Below are 24,686 nucleotides of genomic sequence, written 5' to 3'. Positions count from 1 at the left end.
CTGATGGAGCAGGAAATAGAATATTAAATGAGATGAAACAGCCTATAATGACAAGAGAATTGACATACGAAATAAATGGTCAAACAGTAATAATACAGGATCATTCAGCAGGTCATAAGTTTGGAGAAGGGGGGATTGGTGATCAGCCATCTCATTACAATGTAAGGCCTCCAGAGAATACAAGAACTGGTAAAGTAGAAGGAATGGAGGATCATTATTATTTTAATAAAAGAAATAAAAAATAGGTTATATATTTCATGTAAATATGTATTGTGTTTATATCAGAGATATAGTCTTGATTAATTATAAAGCGTGTAAGAGATAGACAACGTATTAATAGAAATAGAGGAGTGTATATATGATTAACTCGAGTAGGATAATGAACCCTCAAGCAGTTACAGGCATTTTTGGCAGGATGCCAATGTTTAATGATTCTGAATTATTGAGTGTTCAAATAAAAAGAGATGGTCCGACATTATTTATTCAATTATCTACTAAAGAGATTGTGAAAAATAAGCCTAAACGGTGGAGGGAATGGGACATAGTATATATTGAAATGTCATTTTTGGGTGTGAAAGAATTGGAAATCAATTCATTTGGAACTATTAATGAAATTGAGGAATTCGAAATTGAAGACATTGGTGAAGGGGGATCTATAAAAATTCAATGTACTAATAGAATGTCTATTACGTGTTTATTTGACTGGGCAAGGATTGAACAAATAAATCCTGGTTTAATAGGTACACCATAAGAATTTATTAAACAAGGCATAAGTATAAGAACAAAAAAACTTTGTATTTGCATTCAGAGCGCATGATAGATAGAATAATCTATTTAGATGAATATGGACAATGCCAAGGTTGTTTCTGGTGCCAGAGAGGATCATTTGAACGGAAACATTTCACCAGGAGAAAAACAAAGCGGTATTGCAACGTTTGATATACCAAAAGAAGGCGATTTTAAGTTTGAATTTAGCGGTTTTAGTAAAAATCGTGGTATTTGGACGTTTACACAAGATGATATTCAACCAGCTCAATAAGAATTAAAATAAGTCACGTGCTAATCGTGGCTTATTTTGATTGAACTCAGCAACAACTATGGCGCATGAACAAGGCAATTAAACAAATTTAAAATGAAAGAAGCATGTAAAGTACTGTTAAGTATGTCCTATGTAAAAGTCAACATACATGTTAGGTTTTATAACATAAATTTCTGAATAATCATTTACTTATTCACTTATTTCATGGTATGTTATATGACATAGATATTGTAACTTGCAATATGGGCTGAAAATTAGCCATTGCACTATATACTTATTTTTCTAAAAATGCATCAGGACGAGCTGGTGCTCTATACATATATACATATATACATCTACGTATAACTAGTCAAAAAGAATGAAGGCTTTTCTATTTATAGTGCTGATTGTTCTTTAGGCTGAGTATAGTTATAGTAGGTGAAATTTTCAAGACAGTTATTTTGGTTTTTAAGCTGAATTTTTGGAATAGTTTGTTATTTTATTAATCAATGCTTTACCACTTAGAAGTAGGTATAAAAGTTTACTAATAAAAGAAAATGCAGACGGAATTTAATAAGTTTTTTGGAATTTGTGGGCGATTTTCTCACTTTTTTATCATTTTTGAATAGTTTATAATCATCAGACAATTATACTGTGATATAGTTATAAGTGAGACAGAAAAAGGTGTGTTCTTAGGTCGCACCTGAATTTTTTTACTACGTAAGCAGGAGCGCCTACATCTTTTTACAAATATAGGGGATGAGGAAGGTTATAATGAGCAACGTACAGAAAAAAACAGACGTTATCTTAATTGGTGCCGGAGTCATGAGCGCAACTTTGGGATCATTACTCAAAGAGTTAGCACCTGAATGGGACATTAAAGTGTTTGAAAAACTCGCAGACGCAGGGGAAGAAAGCTCGAACGAATGGAATAATGCAGGGACGGGCCATTCTGCGCTGTGCGAACTAAACTATACATCAGAAAAAGCTGATGGATCTATAGATATAACGAAAGCGATCCGAATTAACGAGCAGTTTCAGCTGTCAAGACAGTTTTGGTCTTATCTGGTAAGCAGCAAGTTGATTCGCAATCCGCAAGATTTTATCATGCCAATTCCGCATATGAGTTTGGTACAAGGGGAAAAAAATGTATCGTTTCTGAAAAAGCGTTTTGGAGCGCTATCAAACAATCCGTTGTTTCAAGGAATGGAGTATTCCGACAGTCCTGACAAACTAAAAGAATGGATTCCGTTAATCATGAAGGGGCGCACGTCAAATGAACCGATTGCCGCAACTAAAATTGATTCGGGAACAGACGTAAACTTTGGTGCTTTAACACGCATGTTGTTTGACCACCTGAAGAATAAAGGGGTTCACGTTCATTACAAACGAAGTGTAAAAGATATTAAACGTAAAAGTGACGGTATGTGGGAAGTAAAAGTAGCAGATGTAGACAGCGGCAAAGTTGAGTACCACACGGCAAAGTTCATCTTTATCGGAGGCGGAGGCGGAAGCTTGCCTTTACTTCAAAAAACAGGTATTCCTGAATCCAAGCATATTGGAGGATTCCCGGTAAGCGGATTATTTATGGTATGCAATAACCCTGAAGTCATTGCGCAGCATCACGGGAAAGTATATGGAAAAGCCAAAGTCGGAGCTCCGCCAATGTCAGTTCCGCACCTTGATACACGCTATATTGATAACAAGAAGACGCTGTTGTTTGGCCCGTTTGCCGGCTTTTCACCAAAGTTCTTAAAAACAGGTTCAAACCTGGATCTAATCAGTTCTGTAAAGCCGAATAATATTTTAACCATGCTAGCAGCAGGCGTCAAAGAAATGGCGTTAACGAAATACCTGATTCAGCAAGTGCTGTTATCAAATGAAAAACGTGTCGAAGAACTGCGTGAGTTTATCCCGAACGCGAAAAGCGAAGACTGGGATATCGTTGTAGCAGGCCAGCGTGTTCAAGTAATCAAAGACACGGAAGCCGGAGGTAAAGGAACGCTTCAGTTTGGTACAGAAGTTGTAAGTGCCGCTGATGGTTCTGTTGCTGCACTTCTTGGGGCTTCTCCTGGTGCGTCAACGGCGGTTCACGTTATGCTAGAAGTATTGGAAAAATGCTTCCCAGAAAACATGAACAAGTGGGAGCCAAAAATAAAAGAAATGATTCCTTCCTACGGCATGTCGTTAGTTGATCACCCAGACTTCTTTAGCGAAATTCATGCGTCTACTTCACAGACGCTTGGTTTAATTAAAAAAGAGTCTGTTTATAGCTAAAGATTTTACGTCGCAACAAACAGCACATGCGTATGTGAAGAAATCTACAGGCGTGCACAAACACCACCTTTTCTTGAGGTGGTGTTTTAATGGTCTTTATTTATGTAGAGTTTGATTTAAGAGCGGTATTGATTGCTTCCAGGCTGAAGTTTCAAATGCTTCCACGCCGCAATTGCATCATCGCGGCTTTTTCCTTTGTTTTTCGGATCGTTAAAAAAATCGCGAATAAAGCGGTTGTACTCAAACTGAGGCGCAATCTCTTTTTGATAAGAAGGCTGCTTTTTTCGTTCCTCTTCTTCATGCCACGCTTTTACCACATCTCGATAGGTCTTCCCTACATTTTCTTTAAAGTAGTTTTGAATATACGTGGAAAAATGAAACGTAGGATGAATGGCTTTTTTAAAAAAAGCCCGTACTTCTTGACTGCAGCGGTGATTTTTCCCAATGACGGTATCTAATGTTAGCGGCGCTCGTGTTTTAGAGGACGAGCGTTTTTTAGAAGGTGATTTTGATTGTTGAGTGTCACCGGTTATTAAAAACACTTCAATTCTTTTTGAAAGTTCCATTTTAGATCCAGACGGGCTCATGTTGTTTTCTCGACAAAATTGCTGCAGCTCGGTTTTGAGCCAGTAAAAATCCGTGAAGTCATTGATAGGTAAATTTTTTGTAAGTTCGGGTCGCATCGTTTTCACCTCCATATATTTACAAAAGTAATTATAGAACGTTTGTTCTCGTTGGTCAATTGTTTTTAGAGAAGTACGAAGCAATGTCTTTTATGTTTCTTCCTACATAGTGAGAAGAAATAGGCTGTTTATTCATCTCTCTTGCCCAAATAGAAAGCTGGCCGATGTGATGGATTTCATGAATGATGATGTGATGCAAAATGTCAGCTTCCGTGTAAGAAGTAGAATCCCAAGGGACTGTTACGTACCTTTTGTTGGAAAAATTCAAATGACTTAGAAAGTCGGCAATTTCGGGTCTATGTGCAGAAGAAAGCGCTTGAAGCTTTTCAAGCGTATCGTGTTCTTCAAAAGAAAGAACGATATCTGGTTTACCTTGGATGGCGCGTATCCAGCTGTCTTCCACATCAATAATATGAAACAGAGTTTGTAAAATGCTGCCCGTTCCTCCAGTCCGCTTCTTCAACAGTTCTTCTCTAGAAAGTTGATAACACCAGCTAAACCATTCATCTCTCACTTGCCAATTATATTCAAGAAAATGAATCATCTACCACACCTCACATGTTTTTTTACCTCTTACTAAATTAGATTAAGGCTTGTAAATTCCTTTGTAAAAAGAAGAAAAAACGTCTAGGCAAGAGATCTCTTGCAAATTCCAAAATCAAACAATTACAATAATAGAAAGGAGTTGATCACATGACGCTACATAAAAAAGTACTTTCTACAATTCTAGGAGGAGCTGTCGGAGACGCTTTAGGCGTTCCAGTTGAGTTTAAAAAACGCGATTCATTTCGGATCACAACTATGACAGGCTACGGTACATACAACCAGCCTAAAGGAACGTGGTCAGATGATACATCTCTGACGATGTGCTTGATTGATAATCTACTAGAAAAACAAGATGAATATGATTTAATGCAAAAGTTTGAGAGCTATTGGGCGAATGGCTACTGGACGCCGTACGGAGAAATGTTTGATATTGGCATTGCCACAAGCGAAGCGATTCGCCGCTATAACAGCGGGCTTCCTAAAGAAGAGTGGGGAGGAAGCGCTGAATACGACAACGGAAACGGAGCGCTTATGCGTATTGCTCCGCTTGCTTTTACACTACGTGATGAACCTAGCTTTACAAAAAGAAAAGAAGAAATAGAAAGAATTGCTCACGTCACGCACCGCCACGTGCGCTCTACGCTTGGCTGCATTATATACGTGGAGCTGCTTATTCGTCTTCTTGACGGCAACGAGCCTTTTGAAGCATATGAAAACGCGGTAAATCTCTGTCAAAAGCAGTTAACAGGTACGGAGTATGAAGTAGAGTTTTCTGCGTATGAACGAGTGTTAAACCTAAGCTTGCCGCACGCAGCAAGAAATGAAATCGGATCAACTGGATACGTCGTCAGCTCGCTAGAAGCATCTCTTTGGTCTTTTCTGCAAAGTGATGACTACAAAGAAGCTGTACTTACCGCTGTGAATTTAGGAGAAGACACAGATACAATAGGCTTTATTACAGGTACTATGGCAGGAGCATATTATCAGCTGGATGGCCTTCCTGAAGAGTGGGTTTGTCAGCTTGCTAAAAAAGAAGAGTTAGAGAAGGCTTGTAAGAAGTTTGCCGATATATGTTAATGGATCATAAAAATTATTCAAAAGTTCGGAGGAGATAAAGTGAAATTTTCTATGGATTTTGGCGATACCAATTTTATCGGAGTGGCAAACGCAAAAGAGTACCAATCATTTGTCGATGAGGATTGGGAGCTAGACCAGCTTCTGAACCACTTCGGCAGTGAAATGAAAAAAAGAAATATCCTAGTATGTCAAATGACAGAAGAAGGAATTGAACACTCTTGGAACGTAGAAGTGAAGATTGGAACAGAGTCGGATATAGATACATACTTTAGAAAAGCAACAGGTTATATAAATGTAACCAATCATCAGCTTTATCTCGTAGATTATGACAGCCTTACGATGGCCGCCCAGTTTGAAGATCAGTTAGTGCCTGATGAAAACTGTTCTAAGTATAGAATTGACATTAAAAACGGTATGTACAAGCTCGAGCTCATTCAATTTTATAATGTTGACCAAGATGAGTATACAGGAAATGATCAAACGGATCTTTTATTGAACTTTATTAAGATGGAGCATGTTGAAGAAACAGTCGATGAGGTATTTTGGTGTACGTATTAAGTAATAAATGTACCGTAGGCTACTAACCTAGAGGCGTAGTGTGCCGTTCTAAGGCATCCTATCTTATTTATATATTCAGTGAAACCCTCTGGCTTTGCGTCAGAGGGTTTTTATGGTCAAAATCATTTATAATATACTTTTACATAACATACAAACTTCACGTTAAAGAAAGGTGATCACAGTGCCAAATGCATGGGATGCAGAACAAATCGTATCAGCACCGCTTGCCAAAACGTTAATCGAGACGCAGTTTCCAGAACTTGCGCCCGCTGCGATTTCACTGCTTGGCTACGGCTTTGACAATACGGTTTATCAAGTAAACGACCGCTTTGTGTTTCGGTTTCCTAGACGAGAACTGGCAGTAGGACTATTAAAAACAGAAAATCAGCTTTTACCAAGTCTTGCTTCTCAATTGCCTCTATCGATTGCAGAGCCCATTTTTTTAGGTAAGCCGAATGGAGGCTATCCTTGGCCTTTTACGGGCTATCACTACGTGCAAGGAACTCCGCCTGCAAGATTAACAGAAGAAGAGCGCATACAATCTGCTTCTGTACTAGCAAGATTTCTTCGCGCGGTGCATTACTATCCTCATTTAAAAGCGCAAGAGCTCGGCGTGCCGTTTGATGAGCTGAATCGACTTGATATGATGAAGCGAAAGCCGGCGTTAGAAAAGTATGTCAAGCAAATGAAAGAGCGTAATCTTTATTCAAAACAAGAGATTCTTGAAGACTATGTAAATGGCATACAAGAAATTCACTATCAAGAAAAACATGTACTGGTTCACGGAGATCTTCATATTAAAAACATGATTGTTGATCAAACCAATATGGTTTCAGGCATCATTGACTGGGGAGATGTTCATATTGGTCACCCGGCAGTTGACCTAGCGATTGCCTACAGCTTTTTACCTCCTAAAGGAAGAGCATGTTTTTTTAAAGAATACGGAAAAGTAGACGAAGAAACGTACAGACTGGCAAAATGGAAAGCTGTATTTACAACCGTAGTACTTGTGGCGCACAGCTACGATCAAGGAGACAAACAAACGTTAGAAGCGGCTCTAGAAAGCTTAAACCTCATTTTTCAAGAGTAATAAAACTGTAATAAAATTTTTGTTAAATTCCTGTATAGTTAAAAAAGGATAAAAATAAAAACAACAGGTGAAGCAAACGATGAATACAAGCCATTGGAATGAATCAGCAGCGCAGCTGCTAGAAGCATGGATACAGCTATACCAAGAAAAGGAATTTCTTATTGGAGAAACGGAATCTTTAAACATGCTAAAAGAAGAAGTAGATGGGATGGATAAAGAAAAATTTCTCTCCATAGTAGAACGTCATCTGCAGAAAGTGTATGACGAACTGGAAAAAGAACGTACAGAGTACAACATAAATAACATTGAATATATGATGTTAACGTTTCTTTCAAACGATTATCCAGAGTACATAAAAAAGCGTCAAAGCAATATGAGACAGATTGAACAGTTAACAAGCATACATAGGAATGTGACAGAGGTTTTCGGAAAAGAACTTTTTTCTGAAGCGGATATGATAGCGTTTAGAAACGACTTTTTTCAACTAACAGAAAAACACGCTAACGCGTCATCGTTAAAAGAAATGAAGGAAAACTGGAATACGTATTTGTCAGCGTTCGTTGACTTTCAAAAAAGGCATGAACATGTAAAACAAGCGACCGCCACAGTACTCGAAGAAGCCAAGAGCTTGAAGCAAGAATGGCATCAGCTAAGCAAAAATAAATTGGTCACCAAACAAAAAGCGACCGCCTTTCGCACAAAGCAGCATGAGCTAAATGAAAGTATTCGAAAAGCCACGACTGCACAAAAACAATTACTCGAACTTCACTGGCCTGATATCCGCAGTCAGTTTGATGCGCTGCAAGAAAAAATGAGTAAGAGTCTTTCTACTGTGCTGGGAGAAACGCAACGCAGCATGGAAGCCATTATCCAAAACGATGCACATGAACACGCCAAGTTAAAGCAATCACTTAACGACCTACATGCAGTCCACAAAGTCGACGTTCATCAAACGTGGTTAGCGGCTTTTATTAAAAAATCACGACCATTTTTTAACGAACTGAGTGAAGATATAAAGGATACTCGGTGTCGAGAACTGTGGAATCGAATTTACGGCATGTACAAAGGAATAGCAGTAAACGAGTTTATTGTTGCATACGAAGAATTTTTAGCACTTCAGCCGCTTGCCAGTGTAAAAAGCACGGAAATACCAGGGGCATTATCTCGGTTGAAGCTAAGTATAAACCCTGTTACGCTGCCAGCCTACGCAGACTTTCCCGTGCTCAAAAAGCAGCAATCATCACGGCGCACTTTTCCTATTTTAATAGGAGGCGCTATCGCCCTTGTCTTATTGCTGACGATTGTATATATGAATTTTGATAATCAAACGGTAGAAACAAGCTCAAACATAGAAGCTACGGCCAGCACGCAGTCGTTAAAAAATGAACAGCCTAAGCCAGATGTTGTAAGCAAAACGGATCTTGAAAACTTTTTTATTTCCTATAAAGCCGCGTACTTTTCAAGCTTAAACAGCGGCGACTTTAGTGGGATGGCGCCTTATATCGACTCGAATCAGCCAGTGTATAAGCAGCTAAAAAGCTATATCACATCACTTGCCGGCAAAAACGTATCGTTTGCTAACGATCAATTTTTAGTGACAAAAACAGAGTCACATGATGACGGAACCTACAGCATTTATACAAACGAAGTGTACACATTCACCGACTCATATGACGCAAGCACGCAGTTTAAGAAACAACGAATTTATCATGTGAAAGCTGCAGGTAAAGATAAACTTCAAATTACTAAGATTGATACGTTAACAGATGAGCAGAAGCCGGTGGAGGAGTGAAGGGTTTCTGAGAGGTTATGAATAACCGCTAGTTCCTTTTAGGGGCTAGCGGTTGTTTTGGTTGGAGTCGGTTTTTCCTTTTTTTGTAGAGTGGTAGGAACTATTTATGAGTCTTTCATTGATTGTGTTCATGCTTCTTCCAGTAGAAGTATGGTAGTATCGAACATGTATAAAATATAGGTCGGAACATAAGTGAAAGGAGGTGCTATGATGAAAAAACGCACCAAAACAGTTAGTGCAGTCATTGCTGGAGCTACTATTTTAATAGGAGGTATATGGATGATAAATGAAACCCGTTATCCAAATGTCCCCGCTTTTAATGATCACTTTACACGAGAATTCTTAGATAAAGGCAAAAAAGCAGATAACGAGTTTTACGAGTTTAAGTCAAAGACAGGGCAGTATACGATGTGGTTTCCAGAGGAGTATCAGTTAATTCATGAAAATAAAGAAGACTATGCTATCAACGGTCAGTTTTATGAGCGATGGGTGGCTTCTTCGGGAAATTTCTCTAATAATAAAAATGAAGTTTCATACATGAACGTAGAACTGGCAGAGAAGGTAAAAGAAAATGAGGAGGTAAATGTAGAGAGTCTGTTCAAAAAGAACCTACATGTGAATCAACCAAAAAAGATAGAAACAGCGCATATCAGTATATATTACGATTCAGCATATACATATTTTAAAGGAACTGAAGAAAAAGTTGTAAAGAACAATATTAAGTATGTTCCAAATACATACGTAGCATATATAGCAGATAAAAATACGGATAAAGTAATCGAGCTTTATTACAAATATACTGGAGATCATTTAACAGAGAAACAAGGGGAAAAACAAGATAAGTTGATTGTGAAAATGCTGAAAAGTGTAAAGTTTTAATAGGTGAAACGAGAAAGAATGAAAAATCATGATTACATGATTATAATAACGAACGAATTAGCATGGCTGGCTAAAATATAAGGGGTTATCTAAAAAAGGAATTTGTGTTCATAAAACAACAAATTCCATGTTTCAATGCTCTCCTTAAAAAATATTAGCAATTCCAGTTTTTTTCAATGAAATGAAACGCAGGCCGTAAATTCGTTTTATTAGCAATCGAAATAAGAGCGGGAACAACCGAAGGATCCGTTTTAGAGAAATTAGGAATTCGCGGATTCAACCGGAAAAACTGATCGCCTAAAAGCTCAGAGCTAACCATTGATTCATAGTAGCTCGATCCACCAGAGATAATCTGAAGAAACGGAAGCAAGGGTTCATTAGAAGACCGGTCTAAAAGTACTCCCCAATTTGGCGGAAGGTCTTCCATATCCTCAGGGCGTATGTTATCGGTACTCACCATTCCCCACCCCTTTGTATCTCTTCTTAATTGAGTTGGCTGTTCACCTGTTCCGATGGATAGTACGGCAATTTGATCTAACGGCTGCTTTGCTTTTCCCACTGCAAACGCGATACTAGCTGTACTGGTATTAGTTGCTACTGTATAACCATCAACATAGTTTTGATAAGCTCTTTGCGTTGCGGGAGCAGCGCTGCTCCTAAGTATTACGTCACTTGCTTTTTCATTAAGATAGGGAGAACCAGGAAAATTATGAAATAACACAGGATTCCAACGATTCAGCTCCGGTGAAAATAAGTGAAAGGATGGCACAACAATTCGCTTCTTTAAGTCTCTAAGGCGAAGGTCTCGGGGGAAAAACATTCGTATGGCTTTAATAAAACCAGAATAGGGTAGTTGTTGGTTAAAAACAGGTCCGCCCGGTCGGGAAACGCTGAACGCCGGTAAGATGTGATCTTTGAAAAACTGAAACGTCTCTTCTGGTGATCTTCCGCTTGCTAATGCGAGAGCAGTAAATGAACCAATCGAATTTCCTGAAAAAACATTGGTTTCACTAATTAACTTGGGGTTTTGATAAACCAATCTATTCAAAAGTTGTAAACTTAAAGCACCTAAAGTACCGCCTCCATCAAAGGTCATGATCCGATATTTTGTCAAAGGTGATTTCTCCTTTCGAATCCCATCAGAGTTATCATTCTGTATATGTTTATTTGATGTGCTGGAGAGGTATGAGTATCTCTTTTACTGATCCTTTAGGAGCCGGGTTATACAGATGAACATTCTTAAAAATAAATAAAGACCCCAACAAATAAAACCATTGGCTAAATCTTAGCCGATGGTTTTATTTGAGTAGATGTTGTTAAGAGGGAAGATCTCTTTGTTTAATTACAAAAATAAGAGTAAGAAAGAGTATTCAAGGGGAGATGGCGCTGAAAATATTATACTCATAACATTTCGTTCCTTCTTTTAATCTTTTCATTCCCTTTATAAGTGCAGGTCAAATCTAAAATAGTCCTTTTAAAGAAATTAAAGGAAATATAATACCCGTTTATACAACATTTTATTGTAAGATAGATTAGTTGCATATGAATCGAATATTAGTAGGTCCACACTAACTTATCTATTTTTAGTGTAAGGAATCAAGAAAGAGTGAGGGAAAGGTCAAAATGTCTAAGACAAGGTATAAGAACCAAAAAGAATCCAATGAAGCAATTGCAAAAGCTTATATAGAGAACAATTATACAAATAGTCAAAATAAGCTGTTGCTAGTATCAAAAGCTAATTACGGGAAAAGAAGTTCAAATGTATGTTACTCGGCAGTAGACGATAAAGGTATGAATTTTTATGAATTTAACAACAACGCTGAACAGAATTTAATGTTAATTGAGCGGTATGAATGGGCTGATTTCTCTAGCGTTACAATTGACCATAGCATTGCAAAATCAGTATTTACATTTGTAGGTCATGGTGAAAATAGGGATATTACAATAGAGGTAAAAGGAAAGGAAGTAGAGCAAGTTATTCGTAACCACTCTTCTATGGAAGTTAACGTAGTAAAAAGACCTGTCTGGACTAAGGTATTAGGATATCGTTCACAGACAACTTGGAAAATGTTTATGGCTTCTACTGTTTACACCTTAATTCTTTTATTCATATTACATCCCTTATTACCAGCAGCTACTCATAATTTTATTATGGGACTAGCTTTACTGATTCTGTTTTTAAGCATCATAGGCTTATTTGTTGGATTAATAAAGCCAAAGTGGGTATTGCCTAAATTTAAAATCAAAACAAGAAAACGTGTATTATTTTCTTATCTATATTTAATTATTAGTTGTTTTTTTATTGCTGTAGCTTTTACAGATGGAGAATCAACTTCTACCCCTGCTTCAACTCAAGTAAGTTCTTCGCAAAACAGCGTCACTGTTTCATCTAAAAAAGATGGTGCTGATAGCAGCAAGCAAAAAGTTGAAAAGAATGATAGTGATAAAACAGCAAAAGAAGAGAAAAGACAAAAAGCTGAGGAGCAAGCAGTAAAAGAAGAAGCAAAACAAAAAGCTGAGGAGCAAGCGGCAAAAGAAGAAGCAAAACGAAAAGCTGAAGAACAAGCAGCAAAAGAAGAAGCAAAACAAAAAGCTGAAGAACAAGCAGCAAAAGAAGAAGCAAAACAAAAAGCTCAGGAGCAAGCGGCAAAAGAAGAGGCAGAACGAAAAGCTCAAGAGCAAGCGGCGAAAGAAGAAGCGGAACAAAAAGCTGAGGAGCAAGCGGCAAAAGAAGAGGCAGAACGAAAAGCTCAAGAGCAAGCGACGAAAGAAGAAGCGGAACGAAAAGCTGAGGAGCAAGCTGCAAAACAAGAAGCAGAGCGTAAAGCTCAACAACAAGCAGCTAGTCAACAGTCTACACCTAGCAGTTCTACTAGCAACAGTGGAAATTATAAGCCATTTGAAAATGATCCGAGTGATGATCAACAGTCTAATATGTCTTGTTCGGGACAAATCAAAGGTAACAAAAACTCGAAAATTTACCACGTACCTGGCGGAGCTTATTATGACAGAACTCAAGATAACATTGTTTGGTTCTGTTCAGAAGCGGATGCACAGGCAGCTGGATATAGAGAATCCCAACGATAAAAAAATATATGCAACCTTTAAAAGCTCTCCTATATGTTTCTTGGAGAGCTTTTTTCTTTATGAGAGGATTAATATAACGTATGTATCAAAGACACAGAACGAGTAAGTTTTAAAAGCAGAGAAGATATGAAAAAAGAATTCTTTGAATAAAACAACTTGGATAAGAAAGCTTAAAGTAGCGTTTTGTAAACGCGTCTGCAAATAAAGTTCCCTTGCTCATCTGATGCTGTCATATAATAGAATTAGCTATTATACTTACATTTATTAATACTTTTTCAAAAACGGTCTTAGCTCTAAGGTTTTAAACAGTTTTATAGATGGGAGTTAAAGCAAGCTTATGAACAGAGAAGAAGTACTACAAAAAATAAAGAACTTAAACATCTGGAAAAAAAGGGATCAAAGAGCTCCGCACAAACCATTGTTGATAATGTATGCCCTAGGTCAGCTGCAGTCTAAACAGCAAATTCACTTGCCGTATAGCGAGGTGAAAATTCCTTTAAAAGAGCTGCTTATGGAGTTTGGACCTTCTCGGAGTTCCTACCATCCAGAGCATCCTTTTGTTCGTTTGACAGGAGATGGAATATGGGAGCTAAGTGAAGAAGTTGATAAACGTAGCTTTACAGATAAATATTTGCTAAGCACAAATATAATGGGCGGTTTTACATCGGATGTTTATAATCTCTTTGCGAATGATCCTACGCTGCTTCAAGATGCAGCGCAATTTTTATTAAATGAGCATTTTCCGGATACGATCCATGAAGATATATTAAGAGCCGTAGGCTTGGATTTTGAAACACAGTTAAAGAGAAGAAGAGATCCAAAGTTTCGAGAGAAAATTCTTCAAGCTTACGGATATAGCTGCGCTGTTTGTGGGTTTAACGTTCGTCTTGGACATAATTTAGTTGGTGTAGAGGCCGCTCATATTAAGTGGCATCAAGCGGGAGGGCCAGATATTGAAAGTAACGGAATCGCTTTATGTTCAATGCATCATAAATTATTTGATCGAGGAGTTTTTACTTTTTCAGATCATAATGAGCTGTTGGTGGCAACTCAAGCACACGGCACAAATGGATTTGAAGAGTGGCTTATGAAGTATCATGGACAAAAGCTTAGAGATCCGATTCATCCGGCATATCAGCCGAGTGAAGATTTTCTTGGGTGGCATGTTAGAGAAGTGTTCAGGGGACCTCCTAGATATCAAGCAAGTGATATAAACTGATTTTTATAAATGATAGTTTGGTATGTTTATACTTAGGAAGTACTTTACATATAGTGGCGTCATTTAAAATACGTTAAAAATAAATTAGTATTCTGTCCAGAACCCCTCCAGTAAGTTTTCTATTCTCTGTTTCCTCCCTTTAAACTGTGTGTCTTTTCTGAAGAAAATTCATAGGATATAAGCATCTTATCTGTATTAAGAAAGGGGTTATATCGTGGAGGAAACAAAGCTTACTGGACGAATCGTTACATCTGATGATGCGGAATATGATCAGGCTAGAACAAATAATAATTTAGGTGTGCCTAAATTTCCAAGAATAATTGTATTTTGTCAGAATACAAACGATGTAGTAAATGCATTGAAGTGGGTAAAGGAAAATCATGTCCCATTTCGAATAAGAAGCGGTAGGCATAGCTATGAAAATTTTTCATTAGTAAACGCTGGATTAGTGATTGATGTCAGTGAAATGGATAGAATCAAGATCGACAGTAAAAGCATGACAGCAAAAATAGAAGCAGGAGCTAATCTAGGGAAAGTATATAATGAATTATGGAAAAAAGGAACGACTATCCCTGCAGGTACGGAAAGCAGTGTTGGTCTTGTAGGCCTTGTGCTTGGCGGAGGAATTGGGATGTTATCAAGGTTGTTTGGGCTTACCTGTGATAATTTGCTTGAAGTTGAAATGGCCATAGTAAATGAACAGAGAGAAGTTGAACTCATTAAGGCAAATAAAAATCACAACAGTAATCTCTTTTGGGCTTGTTGTGGAGGTGGGGGCGGAAACTTTGGTATTGTTACGTCTCTTACCTTTAAGGTGCAGCCTATTTCAAAGGTGTCAATCTTCTCCATTACATGGGAATGGGAAGATTTCGAAGCTGCTTTTGATGCATGGCAGCACTGGGCCACAAATACCGATAAGCGTTTAACTTCGGAGGTTGAGTTAAAATCCAAGGAAGCAAATCAGATTATCGCTCAAGGTGAATTCGTTGGTTCATCATTCAAGTTAAAGGAACTTCTGCAGCCTTTAATAGATGTTGGGTGTCCTAAAAAAGTAGTAATAAAGGAAGTTTCATATATTGAAGCTGTACAATTTTTTGACGATCCGAGCGGAAACCAACCCGCCCCTCGAAAAAGGTCAGGTTCTTTTCTTAATAAACCTTTTCCAAAAGACGCTATTTTAACAATGAAGCATTTTTTAGAAAATGCTCCAAACGAAAAATCTAGTATTTGGCACCAGTCTCTTGGGGGAGCAGTGGAGGAAGTTGCCTCTAATGAAACGGCCTTCTATTATAGAGATGCTATTATCGCACAGGAGTACCTTGCTACATGGAGTCATCCTTCAGAAGAGAGAGCAAACATTCGATGGATTGAAGAATTAAGAAATGCTTTATCAAGATATACAACTGGAGATTATGTGAACTGGCCGGACCGGTTCATCAGAGATTGGCCAACGGCGTATTATGGAGAGAATTTTAAAAAGCTTCGAGAAGTGAAGCGAGCATATGACCCGTGCAATCTATTTCATTTCCCTCAGAGCATCCCGCCTTTTATTAACTGGTTTTAAAGAGCATCTTTCAAGTCGGAGAGCCAAATAATACCCACCTTAAATGAGGTGGTTTTTTGTGTGCATTGCCTTTTCCTGAAAGCGTGAAAAAGGCAGCAAATAGTGGTAAGCAGTTATTTTATCGATAGACGACTGCATATACGGAGAAACATACACAAATTTCATAAACATTGACATTCCCTTCCAAACCGCATACAATAACTACTAATAAAAGCACACAAATTCGTTGAAGAGAATCAGTACGCTGCAAGTTTGTTCCACAGAGAGCTGGTGATAGCTGAAAGCCAGTGTTCAAGCTGCAGGGGAATATCCTCTCTGAGAAGTCAAACTGAACGATAAGTAAGTTTGAACGGTAGTCTACCGTTAAAAAGAACGCGTATGATTGTACGTTGCTGAGTGCTATTGATGACCGGATCAATAGAAGCCAGGGTGGTACCGCGGTTAAAACCCGTCCCTAGTCATAGGGACGGGTTTCTTTGTGTGCTTTTAACTTTAAAAGGAGTGGTATCACATGAAAGAAGTGAATGTAAGGGAGTCTTCGCAAGAGCGCGAACAGCGTATCCAGCAGCAGTGGCAAAAAGGAAATGTGTTTCACCAGTCGGTTGAAAATCGAGAAGGGCATCCGTCGTTTGTATTTTATGAAGGTCCTCCGACAGCAAACGGTCTTCCTCACGTAGGGCATGCGTTAGGCCGGACGATTAAAGACGTGGTGGCTCGTTATAAAACGATGACGGGGCATCAAGTGATTCGAAAAGCAGGCTGGGATACGCACGGACTGCCGGTAGAGCTCGGTGTAGAAAAGCAGCTCGGAATTTCAGGGAAGCATGATATTGAAAAATACGGCGTAGAAGCTTTTATCAACAAGTGTAAGGAAAGTGTGTTTGTGTATGAAAAGCAGTGGCGCACGTTCACGAAGCAGCTTGGCTATTGGGTTGATATGGAAGACCCTTACATCACCTTGGAGAATTCATACATTGAAAGCGTATGGAACGTGCTTGGCACGATTCATGATAAAGGACTTCTTTATAAAGGCCACCGCGTATCACCTTACTGCCCGAGCTGTCAAACATCATTAAGTTCGCATGAAGTAGCGCAAGGGTATAAAGATGTAAAAGATTTAACGGTAACGGTGAAATTTAAAGTGAAAAACCGCGATGATGAGTATTTTTTAGGCTGGACGACAACGCCTTGGACGCTTCCGTCAAACGTGGCGCTTGCGGTGCATGAAGAGATGAACTACGTTCGCGCCGAGCAAGGCGATAGCGTGTATATAGTGGCAGAAGCACTCGCAGACAAAGTGTTAAAAGGAGAGTATACGGTTTTATCTCAACATAAAGGAAATGAGTTAAAAGGGATGTCGTATGAGCCGCCGTTTAATTTTGTGAAAGTGGAAAAAGGGCACGAAGTCGTAACGGCTGATTACGTAACGGATCAAAGCGGAACAGGAGTTGTTCATTTAGCACCTGCATACGGCGAAGATGATTACAGAGTTGTAAAAGAAAACGGCTTTTCATTTGTGAACGTAGTGGATGAAAAAGGACAGTACACGTCTGAAGTGCCGCCTTTTCAAGGACGTTTCGTGAAAGACTGCGACGTTGATATCGTTCGTTATTTAGCAAATGAAGGCGTGCTGTATCATAAAGAAAAGCATGAGCACAGCTATCCGTTTTGCTGGCGATGCGACTCGCCGCTTCTTTATTACGCAAATGAAAGCTGGTTTATCCAAACGACGGCGTTGAAGGAACAGTTTTTGAAAAACAATGAAAGCGTGACGTGGTACCCGGATCATATCAAGCACGGTCGCTTTGGCAACTTTTTAGAAAATATGGTGGACTGGAACATCAGCAGAAAACGCTACTGGGGAACGCCGCTGAACGTATGGGAATGCGGTGAATGTCAGCATCAAGTAGCCCCAAAAAGCATCAAAGAGCTTCAGAAACATGCGTCACATTCCGTAGATGACAGCATTGAACTTCATAAGCCGTATGTAGATGACGTGCAGCTAACGTGTCCGGTCTGCAGCGGAGAAATGAAGCGAACGCCAGAAGTGATTGACGTTTGGTTTGACAGCGGCTCGATGCCGTTTGCGCAGTATCACTATCCGTTTGAAAACAGCGAGCTGTTTCAAAAGCAGTTTCCAGCAGACATTATCGCAGAAGGAATTGATCAAACGCGCGGCTGGTTTTACAGCTTGATGGCAGTTTCAACGCTGTTTACTGGAAAAGCGCCTTATAAGCGCGTTTTGTCTCTTGGCCACGTGTTAGATGAAAACGGTCAAAAGATGTCTAAAAGTAAAGGAAATGCGCTAGACCCTGTTGATCTTATTCATACATTTGGTGCGGATGCGCTTAGATGGGCGCTTTTAGCAGACAGTGCGCCTTGGAATCCGAAGAAATTTTCAGAGCGCGTCGTGCAAGAAGCGAAGTCAAAAGTGATTGATACACTTGTGAACGTGTACGGCTTTTACGTTCTGTACGCCAAGCTTGACGGCTATAACCCTGAGCAAACGTATGAATTGAAAAAAACAAAATTGGATAAATGGATTCTTTCACGTTTGCATAGTACGGTTAAGCGAGCAACAGCACATCTTGAAGATTACGGGTTTACAAGTGCCGCTCGTGAAATCGCGGCATTTATTGAAGAGCTAAGCAACTGGTATGTACGACGTTCTCGCAATCGTTTTTGGTCAGAAGGGATGGACGGCGAAAAAGCAGCGGCTTACGATACGCTTCATAAAGTGTTAGTCACGCTTAGTCAGCTGTTAGCGCCGTTTGTTGCGGATGATATTCATGAAAATCTGACAGGAAAAAGCGTTCATTTGGCAGACTATCCTGTGTGTGATCAAACCAAAGTGAATGAAAAGCTGGAAAAAGAAATGGCAGCGGTGCTTCAAGTGGTGGAACTAGGCCGAAGCATCCGAAATACGCATTCGTTAAAAGTAAAGCAGCCTCTGCAAAGTCTTTCGCTTGTGGTAACGGAAGAAGATGTAGAGTGGGAAGCATACCATGATGTCATCAAAGATGAGCTTAATGTGAAGAACTTTAACGTGGAGCAAGACGACGACAAGCTTGTTTCATACGTGTTAAAACTCGATTTTAAACAGGCTGGACCGAAGTTTGGAAAACAAGTTAATGAGGTCAACCAAGCGTTAAAAAACCTTTCAGAAGAGAAAGGAAAAGAGTTTGTTGAACAAGGCAAGCTAAGTGTTACGCTTGCTTCAGGAGAAAACCTAACGCTTGAAACGGCAGACGTACTTGTTGAAAAAGTGCCAAAAGAAGGTTTTGCGGTTGCATCCAACGGCACGTACACTGCGTTGTTGGATACGGCTTTAACCGAAGAACTCGTGCAGGAAGGAGTCGCTCGTGAAGTAATTCGAGCGGTTCAAGATTATCGCAAAAAGCTGGATTTACCCGTGAACTTACGTATTGATTTGGAACTTAGCGGAGACGAAGAAGTGAAGGAAGCCGTTGCGAAGTTTGAAACGCTGCTTCAAGAAAATCTTCTGCTGCACAGTCTCAGTGTGAAAGAAGCCATCAAAAACGGAGAGACGGTAAAAGTCGGAACAAAGCAAGTTACGCTTCGTGTTTTAAATCAAAGCTGATAAAAAGCACTTACCTCATAGCAGGTAAGTGCTTTTTTACCTTTAATCAAACTGTCCGAGAACATTTTTAAGACTCGGCCAGACAATTTCAAAAGGAGCCGCTAACACATACTCTTTTCCGTTTTCATCTTTAAAGTGTTGAACAAAACGATATTTTCCTACTTTGTAGTTAGGAGTTGCGATATCTAGTTTGAGTGATTTCCCTGGCTTCAGCGTGACAGTTTTATCAGGAAACTCCAATCCGTTTAGCACAACTTCGTACCACTTTCCGTCTTTTAAGTGATCCGTCGTATTTTCATAAGGAATTGTTAAGGTATGCTTCGAATTGTTTTGGATAACAAAAAAGCCAAACTGCGTTTTATCGTATTTTTTACTGACAGCAGATAGTGTAATAGTTCCCCCGTTAGTGTTAATGGAAGATGGGATGTTTTTTTCTTGTTTGGCTCCTAAATCCATTTTTTGACCGTTATAATCGATATAGCCAAAGATACAAAATAAGATAATAAAAATGCCCAGTATTAATAAAAGTGTTCGTACTATTTTCAAAAGCTTTGCACCACCTTTTTTTCACTCTTCCATTATACTGAAAACCATCTATTGGAAACAGTGTTAATTTCCATTTTTTTATATCACTTTTTTGAAAGGGAGAATTGAAATGAGACAAATTATAGCCATGGGCGGCGGAGGCTTTTCAATGGAGCCGGATAACCTGCTGCTGGATCAATACATACTTTCACAAGCTCATACAGATGTGCCGAAGATCTGCTTTATTCCTACAGCAAGCGGAGATGCGGATAACTATATAGAAAGGTTTTATGAAGCGTTTGGGAAGTTGGTATGCACACCGTCTCATTTATCGCTTTTTTCTCAAAACTTTGTAAATTTAAAAGCATATGTGCTGCAACAGGATATTTTGTATGTAGGCGGCGGTAATACAAGGAATATGCTTTCTTTATGGAACGAGTGGGGACTGGATACGATTTTAAAAAAGGCTTATGAAAAAGGAGTGATCTTAGCAGGAATAAGTGCAGGTTCACTTTGCTGGTTTGAAGAAGGCGTCACTGATTCAATGAACAACAACCTGTCTAAAATCGACTGTTTAGGGTTTTTAACCGGCAGCAACTGTCCTCACTACGACGGAGAAAGCAATCGAAGACCGTCGTATCATGAGTTAATTGCAAGCGGGGAAATGAAAGAAGGCTATGCTGTAGATGATGGAGTCGCGCTGCATTTTAAAGATGAGAAGCTATCCGCATCAGTTAGCTCAAGACCAACAGCAAAAGCATATGCTGTTGATCGAAAAGAGGAAGAAGTAGTTGAACGTGAGCTTCCGGTGACCTATTTGGGTGATGACAAGCAATAAATGGCCGCGTCCCATGTTTCTCTGTATAAAATGGAGCTTATTCGTACATATATAAGCAGAGACTCTATATAGGAGGTTACTTCAGTGAGTTATGAACGATACTGGGGAAACATACATGAACAAAGCGATAAGCTGCAGAAGTTATTATCGTCGTATTGGCATCAGTATTCGGATTTTGGAAACTGGCAGTTTTGGGTGGTGCTTGCTTCGCTCGTTCTTCCTCTTGTGTTGTTGTATTTTACCGTAGACCGGACGCGGATCTTTGAGGTGTTTTTCTTCGGTTACACAGTGCACATGCTTTGGGCATATATTGATATTGCACTTGGAAGAACCGGTTATTTAACGCACACATTTTTCTTAACACCACAGCTTCCAAACGCAACAAATATTACTGCTTCTATTTTGCCGGTAGGCTTTCTGCTCCTTTATCAATATTGTACGAATCACCAAAAGAATTTTTATCTGTATACAATTCTGCTGAGCGCTGTTTTTTCATTTGGACTGGCGCCTCTTGAACACCATTTTAAATTTATTGAGTCAGGAAAAGGAATGAGCTTGTTCTATATTTTTCTGATTGATATAGGGATAACGCTAGTGGCGTACTGGGTTACAAGGCTGCTTGTAAAAGCAAAAGCCGCAGCCTATCGTAAAGTGGAAAAAGAACGTTGAAAAAATGTTTGAGGGTTATTAGTTAGGGGTATACATATATTTAAGATAAATTGAGGTGAAAAAATTGTATTACTACCGCATTTCAGAAGGACAAAATGAAACGTACTCTGAGACAATTGTTGTTCATGAAGAACAGTTTGATCAAGGTACATTTGAAAAAATGGTGAAAGAAGCGATGGTCGATAAGCCTGGCAAAATTGATCAAGTGGACATTGTGAAATATTTAATTGGACATTATCATTTCCAAGTTGCATATATTGAAGCATCCTTTCATAGTACATATACAGATTAATAACGTTATGTATTCATTAAGAAACCCCGTTGCACTGGCAGCGGGGTTTTTTGCCTCTACCAGTATCGATAGTGATAAGGGTTTTGAGGTTGATAATAAGAATTCTGAGGCGGAGGATACGTATAAGGAGGCGTCTGGTGGTGAACGGGGCTTCCTTGTTTTTTCTTTTTATAGTGTTCTTTTTCTCCGCATTCGTCTGGTGGTCCAATTACGATGGTTTGATTTTTTAACGGAGCCAGCGTTTTCTTTAGCTGCTCCGGATCTAAGCAGTACGTGTGAGCAAGGACTTCAATAGGCGTCTTATTTAAAATGTCCGATCCAAAAATGTATTCTGGGTAAGGGGCGTCAAAAATGGCAAGTAAATGTGTATTGTCTTCAGACGCAATTTCCCAGTGCCACCAGCCTTGAGGGATATTGGCTACTTGACCGGGAGTAATCGGAATATTTGTGACTTCGTTGTTAAACGGATTGATTAATGAAACGACGGCTGAGCCTGAAATGCAGTAAACAAGCTCAGCGGCATTTTGATGATAGTGCGGTTCGACCACGCGGCTTTTGCTTAAGTAAATATCAAGTAATGATACGTTTCCAAGAGTATTTAGCACATCTCTTCCTAGCCGGTTAATATAGTTTTCATCATTGCGCGTATTAAGTCTGTTTTTATTCACATCAGAAAAGTATTGTACGTTTGGATTATTGTAATCCATATAGGGCGTTGACAAGGGTCTCCAGCTCCTATCCTTGAATTTTTTATGATGCTGTATCGTATGTGAAGAGTTTTATTTCGTGACAGAAGCCTAGGAGGATATGTAGGTAAGGCCTATTTTTGATAACGTGTACAAACATTTGTCCACTGATTTTCATACACTGTAACAGGTTCTTTTTTTACAGAGCCATGATCAATGTCAGACGCATAAGACGGATCATTTTAAGGAAAGTGAGTTGCAGAGCTGTTGCTTGATCAATATGAAAAGATAAATAGTACGTATGAAAAGCTGGATGAACTTCAGCTGCCGTTTGATAAGCCCGTTTTAGTAGGAGTCGAGTGGAACGGAGTGCTGTTTGAGTTTTTAGTAAGGCTGAAAAAAGAGTCTTCTCATTTGCTTGTGTTTGGTTCAGGAGGAGGCGCAAGTCAAGAAATGCCGGCAGGTCCTCCATATTTTCAGCGCCATTCGTGGATGAATGAATTCCAAGATTCAATTATTTATTATAACGATCCTACGCTTTATTTAGGAAAGGTGTCACTTGCGTGGGGGCAAGGGACAAGCGACCGTTTTTATTTAAAAGACATTGCGTTTTTAATTGAAAAGTTCATGAAAAAAGTGCAGGTGAATTCGTCTAATGTGCTATTTTACGGATCTTCGGGCGGCGGCTTTATGTCAATGTTTTTAGCGGGATACGTAAAAGGAGCAAAAGCGCTTGTCAACAATCCGCAGACGTGCTTGACCAAGTGGCTGAAAACGCCGGTTCGGCAAGTGTTTAATTTATCTTATCCGAGCCTAACAGAAGATGAAGTGATAGCCTCATACGGTGAGCGAATTAACGTAGTGAAGTTTTTTCGCCATATTAACTATGTGCCAAAAGTGTATTACTTGCAAAACGGGGCGTTTGAATACGATATGGACAATCACTTGCTGCCGTTTTTAACGGATTTGCAGGATATGCCAGAGGACTGTGAAATTAATAATATAAAAGTGGAGCTCTATTATAACCCAAAGCTGAAGCATGCAGCTGTTAGTAAGCAAGAAACGATTGATTATGTAAATATGGCGAAGAAGATATAAGAAAAAAGGCAAGAGTTTATCCTTTAAGGAGCTCTTGCTTTTTTATGTCGAATTTTCTACCTCAATAGATACAAGTAGGAAGTTATGTTGCTTTTTCTTTTGAATATGATAGTGAAGATGAGGTGTAAGGAGGGAAAGTATGGCCGATCAAGATGAGAGAAAAAGATACTTGATGGAAGTTCAGACCTGGCTTGAACAAGTATGTGATCCTGTATTTGAAGAAGCCATTACAGAAGTAGATATAACGTCATATATAACGCGCACGCAAGAAGACGTTCTTGAATATTTAAGCGAAGAAGATGTCAACGAATATACGTTAGAGGAAATCAATAATGCAGTGCGGCATATTGATAAAGTTTTAAAAGAGCGGCTTGGAGACGACGGCAGGGAGCGAGAATCGATAGCGCCAGGACAGCATGAGCTGCCGCCGCTTGGCTATAGCTATTCAGCTCTTGAACCGTATATTAACCGAGAGATCATGCGTCTTCATCACAGCAAGCATCATCAAAGCTATGTAGATGGATTAAATAAAGCAGAGCTCATGCTGCAGCAAGCCCGTAACACAAACAATTTTGACCTCATAAAACATTGGGAACGGGAAGCTTCTTTTCATGGCTCAGGTCATTACTTGCATACAATCTTTTGGGAAATTATGAGTCCAGAAGGAGGAGGGAGGCCGAGACGACAGCTGCTGCAGCAGCTTCAAAAAGACTTTGACAGCTATGAGAAATTTATGATGCACTTTTCTCAAGCTGCAAAAAAAGTGGAAGGTGTGGGCTGGGCTATCTTAGTATGGTCGCCTCGTTCGCGAAAGCTTGAAGTCTTACAGGCTGAGCGCCATCAGCTTCTCACGCAGTGGGATACGATTCCGCTGCTCGTATTAGACGTATGGGAACACGCCTATTATTTGCAGTACAAAAATGAACGTGATCCGTACGTTGATAATTGGTGGAAAATAGTTTACTGGCCAAATGTAGAAAAAAGGTTCGAGGCAGCTAAAATGCTTCAGTGGCAGCCATATTAACAAGGAATGCAGGCATCTTAATTTCAAATAAAAAGGCTATGATAAAAGTATTTTAGTTGAAGAAAGATCCGAACGATGAATTGAGATTCTTGATGGAGAATCCAACACGTTCGGATTTTTTATTGTTATGACGATCATGTATGTGTGCGCTTCTAGCTGTTGA

Annotated in this window: 23 protein-coding genes and 1 other annotated feature; of the genes, 18 read left to right on the top strand and 5 right to left on the bottom strand. The window is 39.3% G+C overall.

Annotated elements, in window-relative coordinates; translation table 11 throughout:
- The first annotated feature begins 32 nt into the window (after nt 1-32).
- From AC1D0Y_RS24465 to AC1D0Y_RS24450, 4 genes are all read left to right on the top strand, one after another.
- Nucleotides 33-245, top strand: a complete 213-nt coding sequence (locus AC1D0Y_RS24465; protein ID WP_081085285.1) for an HNH/endonuclease VII fold putative polymorphic toxin — start codon at nt 33-35, stop codon at nt 243-245.
- A 113-nt stretch (nt 246-358) separates the two neighbouring features.
- On the top strand, nt 359-751 hold the full coding sequence (locus AC1D0Y_RS24460) for an immunity 50 family protein (RefSeq protein ID WP_047750728.1): 393 nt from the start codon (nt 359-361) through the stop codon (nt 749-751).
- Nucleotides 752-886: 135 nt separating this feature from the next.
- Complete coding sequence (locus tag AC1D0Y_RS24455; RefSeq protein ID WP_155404193.1) at nt 887-1,039, top strand: hypothetical protein; 153 nt, start codon at nt 887-889, stop codon at nt 1,037-1,039.
- 753 nt (nt 1,040-1,792) lie between these two features.
- Entirely contained in the window at nt 1,793-3,295 is a 1,503-nt protein-coding gene (locus AC1D0Y_RS24450; RefSeq protein WP_060746628.1) for a malate:quinone oxidoreductase, read from the top strand.
- A 116-nt stretch (nt 3,296-3,411) separates the two neighbouring features.
- Here the strand turns inward: AC1D0Y_RS24450 and AC1D0Y_RS24445 are convergent, their stop codons facing one another.
- Nucleotides 3,412-3,978: a DUF6434 domain-containing protein gene (locus tag AC1D0Y_RS24445; protein WP_060746629.1), complete on the bottom strand. Its 567-nt coding sequence runs from the start codon at nt 3,976-3,978 to the stop codon at nt 3,412-3,414.
- Nucleotides 3,979-4,033: 55 nt separating this feature from the next.
- A complete protein-coding gene (locus AC1D0Y_RS24440; protein ID WP_060746630.1) occupies nt 4,034-4,522 on the bottom strand; it encodes a DinB family protein in 489 nt (162 codons plus the stop codon).
- A 149-nt stretch (nt 4,523-4,671) separates the two neighbouring features.
- On the opposite strand from AC1D0Y_RS24440, the gene AC1D0Y_RS24435 reads away from it, so the two are divergent.
- From AC1D0Y_RS24435 to AC1D0Y_RS24415, 5 genes are all read left to right on the top strand, one after another.
- Nucleotides 4,672-5,601 carry an ADP-ribosylglycohydrolase family protein gene (locus AC1D0Y_RS24435; RefSeq protein WP_060746631.1) on the top strand — a complete coding sequence of 310 codons (930 nt, stop codon included), beginning with the start codon at nt 4,672-4,674 and terminating at the stop codon, nt 5,599-5,601.
- 51 nt (nt 5,602-5,652) lie between these two features.
- Nucleotides 5,653-6,159 (top strand): hypothetical protein, encoded by a 507-nt coding sequence (locus tag AC1D0Y_RS24430; RefSeq protein ID WP_201026597.1) that lies wholly within the window; start codon nt 5,653-5,655, stop codon nt 6,157-6,159.
- A 181-nt stretch (nt 6,160-6,340) separates the two neighbouring features.
- Entirely contained in the window at nt 6,341-7,249 is a 909-nt protein-coding gene (locus tag AC1D0Y_RS24425; RefSeq protein ID WP_060746633.1) for a phosphotransferase, read from the top strand.
- A 79-nt stretch (nt 7,250-7,328) separates the two neighbouring features.
- Nucleotides 7,329-9,041: a TcaA NTF2-like domain-containing protein gene (locus AC1D0Y_RS24420; RefSeq protein ID WP_477707976.1), complete on the top strand. Its 1,713-nt coding sequence runs from the start codon at nt 7,329-7,331 to the stop codon at nt 9,039-9,041.
- A gap of 207 nt (nt 9,042-9,248) precedes the next feature.
- Nucleotides 9,249-9,920, top strand: coding sequence for a hypothetical protein (locus tag AC1D0Y_RS24415; protein ID WP_477707975.1), 672 nt, complete (start codon nt 9,249-9,251; stop codon nt 9,918-9,920).
- 154 nt (nt 9,921-10,074) lie between these two features.
- Here the strand turns inward: AC1D0Y_RS24415 and AC1D0Y_RS24410 are convergent, their stop codons facing one another.
- Nucleotides 10,075-11,034, bottom strand: coding sequence for a patatin-like phospholipase family protein (locus tag AC1D0Y_RS24410; protein ID WP_060746636.1), 960 nt, complete (start codon nt 11,032-11,034; stop codon nt 10,075-10,077).
- Between the two features lie 509 nt (nt 11,035-11,543).
- Between AC1D0Y_RS24410 and AC1D0Y_RS24405 the strand changes: the two genes are divergently transcribed.
- The 4 genes from AC1D0Y_RS24405 (at nt 11,544) to ileS (ending at nt 19,391) form a co-directional block, all read left to right on the top strand.
- On the top strand, nt 11,544-13,007 hold the full coding sequence (locus tag AC1D0Y_RS24405) for a sunset domain-containing protein (RefSeq protein WP_235593606.1): 1,464 nt from the start codon (nt 11,544-11,546) through the stop codon (nt 13,005-13,007).
- Between the two features lie 337 nt (nt 13,008-13,344).
- On the top strand, nt 13,345-14,226 hold the full coding sequence (locus tag AC1D0Y_RS24400; protein ID WP_060746637.1) for a phosphorothioated DNA-binding restriction endonuclease: 882 nt from the start codon (nt 13,345-13,347) through the stop codon (nt 14,224-14,226).
- A 214-nt stretch (nt 14,227-14,440) separates the two neighbouring features.
- Nucleotides 14,441-15,790, top strand: a complete 1,350-nt coding sequence (locus tag AC1D0Y_RS24395; protein WP_060746638.1) for an FAD-binding oxidoreductase — start codon at nt 14,441-14,443, stop codon at nt 15,788-15,790.
- Between the two features lie 217 nt (nt 15,791-16,007).
- Nucleotides 16,008-16,249: a binding site (T-box leader), on the top strand.
- Nucleotides 16,250-16,301: 52 nt separating this feature from the next.
- Nucleotides 16,302-19,391 (top strand): isoleucine--tRNA ligase, encoded by a 3,090-nt coding sequence (gene ileS, locus AC1D0Y_RS24390; RefSeq protein ID WP_477707974.1) that lies wholly within the window; start codon nt 16,302-16,304, stop codon nt 19,389-19,391.
- A gap of 42 nt (nt 19,392-19,433) precedes the next feature.
- On the opposite strand, the gene AC1D0Y_RS24385 is transcribed toward ileS, so the two are convergent.
- Entirely contained in the window at nt 19,434-19,937 is a 504-nt protein-coding gene (locus AC1D0Y_RS24385; RefSeq protein WP_060746640.1) for an immunoglobulin-like domain-containing protein, read from the bottom strand.
- Nucleotides 19,938-20,046: 109 nt separating this feature from the next.
- On the opposite strand from AC1D0Y_RS24385, the gene AC1D0Y_RS24380 reads away from it, so the two are divergent.
- The 3 genes from AC1D0Y_RS24380 (at nt 20,047) to AC1D0Y_RS24370 (ending at nt 21,715) form a co-directional block, all read left to right on the top strand.
- Nucleotides 20,047-20,754 (top strand): Type 1 glutamine amidotransferase-like domain-containing protein, encoded by a 708-nt coding sequence (locus AC1D0Y_RS24380; RefSeq protein ID WP_060746641.1) that lies wholly within the window; start codon nt 20,047-20,049, stop codon nt 20,752-20,754.
- An 84-nt stretch (nt 20,755-20,838) separates the two neighbouring features.
- On the top strand, nt 20,839-21,423 hold the full coding sequence (locus tag AC1D0Y_RS24375) for a hypothetical protein (protein WP_060746642.1): 585 nt from the start codon (nt 20,839-20,841) through the stop codon (nt 21,421-21,423).
- Between the two features lie 55 nt (nt 21,424-21,478).
- Nucleotides 21,479-21,715, top strand: coding sequence for a hypothetical protein (locus AC1D0Y_RS24370; RefSeq protein ID WP_477707973.1), 237 nt, complete (start codon nt 21,479-21,481; stop codon nt 21,713-21,715).
- A 56-nt stretch (nt 21,716-21,771) separates the two neighbouring features.
- Here the strand turns inward: AC1D0Y_RS24370 and AC1D0Y_RS24365 are convergent, their stop codons facing one another.
- A complete protein-coding gene (locus AC1D0Y_RS24365) occupies nt 21,772-22,437 on the bottom strand; it encodes a cupin domain-containing protein (protein WP_060746644.1) in 666 nt (221 codons plus the stop codon).
- 231 nt (nt 22,438-22,668) lie between these two features.
- Between AC1D0Y_RS24365 and AC1D0Y_RS24360 the strand changes: the two genes are divergently transcribed.
- Both AC1D0Y_RS24360 and AC1D0Y_RS24355 read left to right on the top strand, forming a co-directional pair.
- Entirely contained in the window at nt 22,669-23,499 is an 831-nt protein-coding gene (locus tag AC1D0Y_RS24360; RefSeq protein ID WP_060746645.1) for a hypothetical protein, read from the top strand.
- 139 nt (nt 23,500-23,638) lie between these two features.
- Nucleotides 23,639-24,523 (top strand): superoxide dismutase, encoded by an 885-nt coding sequence (locus AC1D0Y_RS24355; protein WP_060746646.1) that lies wholly within the window; start codon nt 23,639-23,641, stop codon nt 24,521-24,523.
- The last annotated feature ends 163 nt before the right edge of the window (nt 24,524-24,686 follow it).

Source organism: Priestia sp. P1_B12_1, from assembly GCF_056406695.1.
The sequence above is the reverse complement of the archived record's forward strand: the minus strand, read 5'-3'. Positions and strand labels throughout refer to the sequence as shown.